The 7,302-nt window shown below is 58.5% G+C and carries 10 protein-coding genes; 2 read left to right on the forward strand and 8 right to left on the reverse strand.

The window, feature by feature from the left end; translation table 11 throughout:
* A partial coding sequence (locus tag ACIQ17_RS28570) for a hypothetical protein (protein ID WP_398472786.1) occupies positions 1-619 on the forward strand: 619 nt, incomplete at its 5' end.
* 5 nt (positions 620-624) lie between these two features.
* Here ACIQ17_RS28570 and ACIQ17_RS28575 read toward each other — a convergent pair.
* The 6 genes from ACIQ17_RS28575 to ACIQ17_RS28600 are packed head-to-tail and all read right to left on the reverse strand — an operon-like array spanning position 625 to position 5,052.
* Positions 625-1,839 (reverse strand): hypothetical protein, encoded by a 1,215-nt coding sequence (locus ACIQ17_RS28575; RefSeq protein WP_398472787.1) that lies wholly within the window; start codon positions 1,837-1,839, stop codon positions 625-627.
* A gap of 55 nt (positions 1,840-1,894) precedes the next feature.
* Positions 1,895-2,407: a hypothetical protein gene (locus tag ACIQ17_RS28580; RefSeq protein ID WP_398472788.1), complete on the reverse strand. Its 513-nt coding sequence runs from the start codon at positions 2,405-2,407 to the stop codon at positions 1,895-1,897.
* Entirely contained in the window at positions 2,407-3,009 is a 603-nt protein-coding gene (locus ACIQ17_RS28585; protein ID WP_398472789.1) for a hypothetical protein, read from the reverse strand. Before ACIQ17_RS28585 ends, ACIQ17_RS28580 begins: the two co-directional genes overlap by 1 nt.
* On the reverse strand, positions 3,009-3,887 hold the full coding sequence (locus tag ACIQ17_RS28590; RefSeq protein WP_398472790.1) for a phage tail protein: 879 nt from the start codon (positions 3,885-3,887) through the stop codon (positions 3,009-3,011). Before ACIQ17_RS28590 ends, ACIQ17_RS28585 begins: the two co-directional genes overlap by 1 nt.
* The gene (locus tag ACIQ17_RS28595; protein WP_398472791.1) at positions 3,863-4,624 is read right to left on the reverse strand and encodes a hypothetical protein; all 762 of its coding nucleotides are present in this window, start codon (positions 4,622-4,624) and stop codon (positions 3,863-3,865) included. The genes ACIQ17_RS28590 and ACIQ17_RS28595 overlap by 25 nt, the downstream gene beginning before the upstream one ends.
* Positions 4,624-5,052, reverse strand: a complete 429-nt coding sequence (locus tag ACIQ17_RS28600; RefSeq protein ID WP_398472792.1) for a DUF6950 family protein — start codon at positions 5,050-5,052, stop codon at positions 4,624-4,626. The genes ACIQ17_RS28595 and ACIQ17_RS28600 overlap by 1 nt, the downstream gene beginning before the upstream one ends.
* A 185-nt stretch (positions 5,053-5,237) precedes the next feature.
* On the opposite strand from ACIQ17_RS28600, the gene ACIQ17_RS28605 reads away from it, so the two are divergent.
* Complete coding sequence (locus tag ACIQ17_RS28605) at positions 5,238-5,609, forward strand: hypothetical protein (protein ID WP_398472793.1); 372 nt, start codon at positions 5,238-5,240, stop codon at positions 5,607-5,609.
* A 32-nt stretch (positions 5,610-5,641) separates the two neighbouring features.
* Here ACIQ17_RS28605 and ACIQ17_RS28610 read toward each other — a convergent pair whose 3' ends face one another.
* Positions 5,642-6,376 (reverse strand): hypothetical protein, encoded by a 735-nt coding sequence (locus ACIQ17_RS28610; protein ID WP_398472794.1) that lies wholly within the window; start codon positions 6,374-6,376, stop codon positions 5,642-5,644.
* A partial coding sequence (locus tag ACIQ17_RS28615; RefSeq protein WP_398472795.1) for a phage tail tape measure C-terminal domain-containing protein occupies positions 6,377-7,302 on the reverse strand: 926 nt, incomplete at its 5' end.

The raw sequence follows: 7,302 nt of genomic DNA on the forward strand, positions 1-7,302 counted from the left end.
CGCTCCAACAGACGTGGAAGCGGTATCTCGCCCAACATCGTCAGCACCATCTCGCTCTAACACAGCTGCCGAGACCATTCGTGCTGCCCTCGATTATTCACCGCGATTAGCGATGGGGATAGTCAACCGCATGGCGATGCCGGTCCCTTTTTACTGGGATTATTTTTCACGAAACCCAAAGAGTTGCGGCACACTGTTCGACAGCGTTTTTACGCGCAATCCTAACCTTTGCCAGCCGTCAACACTTATCTATGCGAGGATGTACCCGCACGATGGATTCGCTGGTCGTGGCACCGCGCCTGCCGCCTTCCATATCTACGAGTACGCCCGCGCCGGATGGGCGGGAACAGCTCTCGCGTTAGCATTGGGCGGAGTACTGATTGGATTCTTTCTGACCCTATGGCCTGTTGCCGATCGAAATCCGGTAGTCCTTTCAGCCTTCATCATGGGTGGGCCAACAGCATACCACATGTCTCAGATCCCCTTAGAGGGCGTAGTCTTTTATGACAACGGACTTTGGTGGGGTCTATCTATCGTTGCCTGGATAACGGCGTTTTGGCTGTACAAGATGTTCCGAAGCCCGCCCCACGACACGACTGCTCAATCGCCGACGATCTAGAACCTCTACGGCGTGACCAACTCACCAATGACGGTGATAGAAGCATTGCAGGCCACACTGGCTGCAACGTTGACCACATCACCGTTGGATCCCGAATAATCGTAGAACGGGCTGATCATGCCGCCAGATGAATGCGGCGTGATGATGCACTGAGGCGGCCTTGCCTTCAGCGGCACCGGGAGACTGACGGCAGAGAAGTTCGTCCCTAGCGACGCAATAAAGGTTTGCTGAATTCGCCCATTGCCAAGCCACTGGACTTGGGTATCGCCGTTCGCTGGAAACGAGCCGCCATTCAGGTTGATGTTGCCAGTGCAGATACCGTACCTGACGATATCGCCCTGATTGTTGTCGCTGCGCTCTATGTCTCCGAATACAACGCCAGCATCAATGATGCTGTGGGTCACCCAATCCAGAGAAATGCCCGCGAGGGCGCCAGCACGCACATTGACGCCCTGCGTCACCGTACCGGAAACACCAGCGAGCGACAGGCGGCCAGACACGCCGCCTGCTTGGAAGCAGTGGATACCCATGTTCGAGCCGACCAAGCTTTTGGCGAGGCACGCGCCGGCCGCACCGCCGAACACCGACAGTCCTTCGAAATCGCAATCGCGCAGGCCGAAGCCAGTTCGAGCCGAACCGTCTAGGTTTAAAGTGTAGCCCGACCAATGATTCGCACCAGGCGAACGGGTCAGCCACATATTTCGCAGGTAGGATCTGTCTGGAGCGCCAGCGCTGGCATGACCAAGCAGCGAGATTGCGCATCCGCCGCTGCTACCAGCCTGGGCGATTACACCAAAATCGCCCAACATGGATCCCGCGCAGAACGAAGTTTGAAGCGTCACGGCGCCACGGCTCGTGCTGGCGCTTGTCCAAGCAGGGCGAAGAATAGACGTGATCGGTCCCGCACCGAATAGCTGGACCTGCCCACCCGACCTGACCGCAGGCAACTCCCCCAATCGATACAATCCGGGCGGAATGTAACCCCGCCTGCCCGAACCTTCCACGGCATTCATGAAATTGTCGAAGGCGTCATCGTCATAATCGACGTCATTGCCTTTGGGGCTATACTCGGCAAAGCTGATGACGTCATTACTCTGGTCGATCGCGTCGAATATCTTCCGAATTTCCGATTTAGGCGGCCACTTCACTCCAGAAGCCGGGACACCTGGCGTCACGTAATCAGAAAAAGCGATGTCAGCGAGAGTCTTGATGTTTCCCATGTTGATCTCTTGAGCTGGGAGAGACAGAAAATCGACGCTCGTCGCTAGCACCTAGCTACGGCGCGCGGCGTAAGGTCAGACGCGTTTGTTTGATTGTGATCGCAGCGCCATTCCCGGTCACATCGAATACCTCGGTTGCGATATTCTGCGCGAGTGCCCAATTCACAGTTGAAGTTGCATATGCAACGTTCGAAACGGCCGTTCCACTAAATGCACAGAAGGTGCGGTACTGCGCCTCAGTAGGCCCGGTTCTCGTTATCGTTGTCGTTGCTCGCATACTCTGTGAAGAAGTCGCCGTTCCGTTTGAGAAGAGCGACACACCGCCCGAGAACCCGCCAGCGCTGAAGGAACTATGGCCGATGTTGGCGCCATATCCCTTGGTGCTTCCAGCGCCGCTGAAAATGAAATCGGTCTCAAGAACGAGTTCGTCACCATCACGCGCAAGAAGCCCTGCAGGTATCGCGAACGACGATGTCGCAACGTGATTAGTCGATGCGGGGTTGGCGATATTGCTGTTTTCCCAGAACAGCGTTTGCGTACGGTCGAGGCGCCCGGAAAAGCCGCTCATCAGGCGTAGTCCAAGTTCAGACCGACGACATCAGCCGCGGCGAGCGCGCCAGTGTCGTTGTCTGCCGCGCCTGTCGTCAGCCCATACGCGATTCCAGTCCCGAAATAGTATCCGACCGGCCAATCGAATGCGAAGCCGACACCAGGCGGAAGAGCCAGCGTCTTGATCGGCGTATCCGTCCCAACCGTCGGCGCCGATGCCTTGTTGTAGAGCTTGAGATATCGGACGAATGAGGACGCATTGTATCCCTGGATCGCATAGAGGCGTCCTGCCGATGCCTTTGCGCTTGTGCCGTTGGTCGATGCCGCAGCCGACAAAATGCGAGACGTCGATGTGATGCCACCTGTCGCAGCACTGGCATCGACAACAGCGCGGCCAATCAGATTAGCACCGGCCGGAGTCGCTGCGGAGAGCAGCGCTTCGATGCCATCAGTGGACAAACCGATCGCAACCAGTGAAGCACTCACCGCATCGAGCGCCGCCTTGTCTTCCGTGGACAGCGCAATCGGCCGCGAGTTCACGGCGGCAGCGCGGCCCGGGACCAACGGCTTCTCTATCGCCACCGGGTTGCCGGCAGCGTCCTTCACATCAATCGTTGCCATCAAATATCCTCAAGAAGCACGAGGTAGCCGCTATTGAATTGGTTGCCGAAGTCGAGACCAGACCCCCCCGCCCCAGGCGACGGCGGCGGCACCGGAGGTGCTGGTTTCTCGTCAACGCCGGGGTTGTAGTCTTCGACCTTCGTTGGAACGACGAGATTGAAGTTGAATGTGATGCGCCCTGCTCCGAGATCCAACTCGGAGCCCTGGTTTTCCATCACGCAATTCTCGAGACCTGCGATGAAGGGATACTTGAGTGGTACCCACCGCTCGCCGACCCAATCGAGCGCGGTCAGATCGGTGATGATGGTGCAGGTGATGTCCGGGTTTGCGCGAAGCATTGCGCGCTGCGCAAGACGGCTCGCCTGCCCGTTACTCTGCACCCATTTCAGATCCAGCGGCTTTGCGCGCTCAACGCCTAAAGCAGAGATCGCTTCTTCGTCTCGATACGGCGATGGCTGAACGGTCACATATCCCTGATTGGGATCAGTGAACGTCATATCTAGCTGGTTGACCGCGCTCTCATCTGCTTGCCCGAACTGAATGTTCGCGAAGCCAAGGATGTTACTGCTGGAGATCGCATCACCCGTTGGAGCGCGATACAGCCCGACTTTCAGCGCTATCGTGCCGTCGACGTCCTCGCACATCCACCCGTCGCACGTCGACAAGATGCCATTGATAACGTCTTCCGGATTGTTTCCGTATTGATACCAACCATGACTTGCATAGCGGGCCTCTTGGCCGCCGTCAGCCCGATCAACAATCGCATCGCAGATGTCAGCTTCGACCATCCACTCAGCGATGCGCGGAGCGATGACGATGCTGTAATCGTGCCCCATGCCACCGTCAACACGGGTCAGATAGTCAATGAGCTGAAGCACCGGATTGTACGATATCTTCCACGTTGTCTCGTCCGTCCTGCTTTGTGACGGGTCACGCGGATCCCATACCCGAGAGCAATCAGCGACAACTGAGGGCACAGGAAGCCCGTGCGGATAGGTCTTTGTGTAGTCTGCGGGTCTTCCGGAGTGTTGCACTTCAATGCGAGCCAGGCGACACCATTGCCATGATGCGCGCTGCTCCAGATTCCACCGACCTCGAAACCGTGAAACCACGGCGCGCCCTGGAACGCGTTGCCGACCCGTATCTCGAGCGCAATTTGATGCCCGCCGTATCTGCTGTCGCCAAACGTGTCTTCGACGAATGCATACACGCCCGCCGTTCCCGGCCCATCTGGGCCGACCGAAGACAACGTCACAAGGTCGTCGTGAAAATAAACGCCGATTACCTTATCGATGCGGCCGGAATGGAAGGCGATCACGTCATACGAATTTCGATTGATTTCCTCGAAGAACATATATGCGCCAGCGAGCCGATTGCGCCCGTAACCCCGGATGCGCGAAGGCACTGCCTGCTTTATCGGCGCAGCACCGTTCTCCGGCGCTGGCGGCTTTGGCGCCATCGCGTATTGCAGGCCAATGGTTGCACCAAGGATGGCCGCGGTGCCGACGGCCGTATTGACTGCCGCGACCGATACCGAAAACGCCGACGCGACCGACGCGACCGCAGCTTCCGCGGCCAATGACGAAACAATAAAGGCTCCAATTGCCTCAGCCATCAGAACGTCCACGCCTTCAAAAGCGGTAGCGGCGCAATCACAAGCCCCATGTCGGAGGTCATAACGGCCTGCAGTCCTCCAACGAACAAGCCGCCCGTCGCCCGTGACTGCACCTTGCCGCGCCGCTTCGCATAAGGCGCCATGACGTTAACAACATCGCCGTCCTTGGGCGCGTCAGTCTCGCGCATTCCGACCGCCGCCAGACGGACAGCGCAGGACGCCTCAAAGCCCCCCTCAGCCCGGATAATGCGCAGCATCTGCCGTTCGTTCTTGTACGTGCCGCGAATGTCGGCGATCGGATCACGGCCTGTCAGCTCACGTATCCAGTCAGCCATGAAGACGCCGCAGTCGCTGTCTCGCACCTTCCATCGTACATTACTGACCGAGGCAAGATATTGAGCCAGTGTCATCAGCTGTACCTCGGCCAAGTCTTTTCGAACCCTTGCGCGTAGCGCGGGGTCCGGTTGCAAAAGAGGTCGCCCGGGAAACGGCGCTGCTGATCTTGATCTGTGAAGTATGAGTACGCCGGCCTTCGCCGACCAGTCATTAGGCTCCCGCAAGAAAGCGTGATCGTGCGCACGATCGGCGCAGACGGGTCTTCGGAAGGCGGCTGATGAAGGGAAAGGAAGTCGGCGGTGTAAAACCGGACCCATCGCACTGGCCCGACCAGCTGCCAAGCAGCATTCATGACTGCAAATCCGACCGCGACGCGTTTCCCCTTTACGCTCTGAGCGTCGTGCGCCGCCGCGATGGCCAGGACATCACCTTCTACACCGCTGAGCGTGAATTCGACGCGCTCGGCCGCGCCGTTGATCATCTGCCTCACGGCCGGCAGCGAAGCGATTTCGCCGAAACCGCGATAAGTCTTTCCCGTCTGATCCAGAACGTTGACGCCGGGCCTAATATCGCCGAAGCCGAGCCAGATAAGGACCGGGTCTCCGTCCGTCTCAAGGCGCCAGAACAAGCCGAGGTTCTGGCGCCCTGACGACAGCATCGTCCTTTCAACCTTGTTCAGTTTCACCAGCGAGCCTCGATGAACTCAGCATTGGCAGAATTGAACGTCCACGGCAGAACCGTAAGATCCATAGAATTCGGGGCCTTCAATTGCATCAAGCAGCGCGGACGGTCGAATTCGACCTTCGTTCCAGCGGGCACAGCCTCTCGCAGCGGAGGATTGAAGGTCACCGCGACATTGAATTCGTCAACCGGCTCGACTGTTGCGATCTCGTACATTCTCCAGCCCCATATGGGGTGATTGATGGAGAAACTTTCCCCACCCAGCAAATCGCCACAGCGGGTCAAGTGCAGGTATAGAGTGGTCGACCGCAACGTAGCATTGCCGTAAGTGACGACATCGATAACAGACTGGTAGTACCCCGTTTGGTCGCTAAATAGCGCGCCGTCTGAATGGGGAATGGCGCCATATGCAGACGCACCTTCCGGAAGCGGCCGAAATAACGCGTCGTTGCGCGGGACCACGATCCTACCAATCCCGCCGTTGCAGATCTGCCGAACGGCGCGCCACAGGAGCGTGCTTTGCTTGATACGATCCTTGTGCCTGAGTTTGGCGCCCTTAATCCCACTGAGGGATACGGCGCTCATGACACACGACCACAAGCCTCCGCCGTCGCTCCGCACTACGGGCGAGAACCCATCGCCCGCCTGTCCAGCGCTCATGGTGTTACCGACGATATTCCATGAATGGCTTTGTTCGCGCAGCAACCCGCGCGGAAATTCAGGATACACCGCCATCTAGCTGACGCCCGTGCCTTCGTAGCGCTGAGCGCTAGTCAATGCCCTGCCCTGCCCCTGAATTGCGCGCGCATGGGCGGCCAGCACCGATTCAATCCGCGCGACAGTCCCGCTATCAGCGCCGGCTGCGTTGATCTGATAAACGGGGGCGAACGTCTGACCGCCACCCGCTCCGCCGGCTCCGACTTTCGGGATGATCATCCCGCTTCGATTAGGGACAAACAGTTCGGGGCGTTTTTCACCAACGAGATAGGCTTTTCCGGCCTCAACAGGACCGCCAGAAGCGCGCGCGCCGCCAAAGATATTACTCAAGAGCCCACCACCTCCGCCGCCCGTCGCACCACTCAAGGCCCCAGCGATCGGACCTGTAATGGCTTGCCGAATTGCGATACGCGCTAGATCTGCGATGATCGCATCGGCCATTCGCTTAAATGCGTCCTGCGCGCTTGTCGCACCGGTGACAAAACCGGCGAACGCATCTTCGAAAGACCTCAGTCCCTCGACCGCGAATTCCTGCATGGTCCGGTCGGTGTCGCGCGCTTGCCGCGAGAATGACGCCAGCGGCGAATTCGCCTTCTCCGCTGCTTCTGCAGCTTTTAAGTAAGCGTCGGCCAGCGCGGTGATCTTTGCGCGCTGCGCCTCGGTGACCGCCGTGTTTTTCAGTCCCGCGTCTTCGTTCGCCTTCTTCGCCGCCGTCTCCAGTTCGGTTTGGACACGCGCACGCTGCTGTGCCGCTGCACCGAGGTCGATTGATGCAGTTTCGGCGTTGAGAACTGCGGTGCGCTTCTCAATTTGAGCCACCGCACGGTCGAACGGATTGGTCTCGCCGGCCTCTTTCTTCTTGTCGGCCGGATAATCCGATGCCTTGATCGGCTTGCCGCCGAACTGCGAAAACGCGTCGTCGAACCGATTTGGACCGGCGGTCT

The sequence above is a fragment of the Tardiphaga sp. genome (assembly GCF_044340795.1).
GTDB lineage: Bacteria > Pseudomonadota > Alphaproteobacteria > Rhizobiales > Xanthobacteraceae > Tardiphaga.

Excerpts from the sequence above, each read along its gene's own strand:
- ACIQ17_RS28575 (WP_398472787.1), bottom strand. The coding sequence starts at position 1,839 with ATGGGAAACATCAAGACTCTCGCTGACATCGCTTTTTCTGATTACGTG.
- ACIQ17_RS28580 (WP_398472788.1), bottom strand. The coding sequence starts at position 2,407 with ATGAGCGGCTTTTCCGGGCGCCTCGACCGTACGCAAACGCTGTTCTGG.
- ACIQ17_RS28585 (WP_398472789.1), bottom strand. The coding sequence starts at position 3,009 with ATGGCAACGATTGATGTGAAGGACGCTGCCGGCAACCCGGTGGCGATA.
- ACIQ17_RS28595 (WP_398472791.1), bottom strand. The coding sequence starts at position 4,624 with ATGGCTGAGGCAATTGGAGCCTTTATTGTTTCGTCATTGGCCGCGGAA.
- ACIQ17_RS28605 (WP_398472793.1), top strand. The coding sequence starts at position 5,238 with ATGAAGGGAAAGGAAGTCGGCGGTGTAAAACCGGACCCATCGCACTGG.
- ACIQ17_RS28610 (WP_398472794.1), bottom strand. The coding sequence starts at position 6,376 with ATGGCGGTGTATCCTGAATTTCCGCGCGGGTTGCTGCGCGAACAAAGC.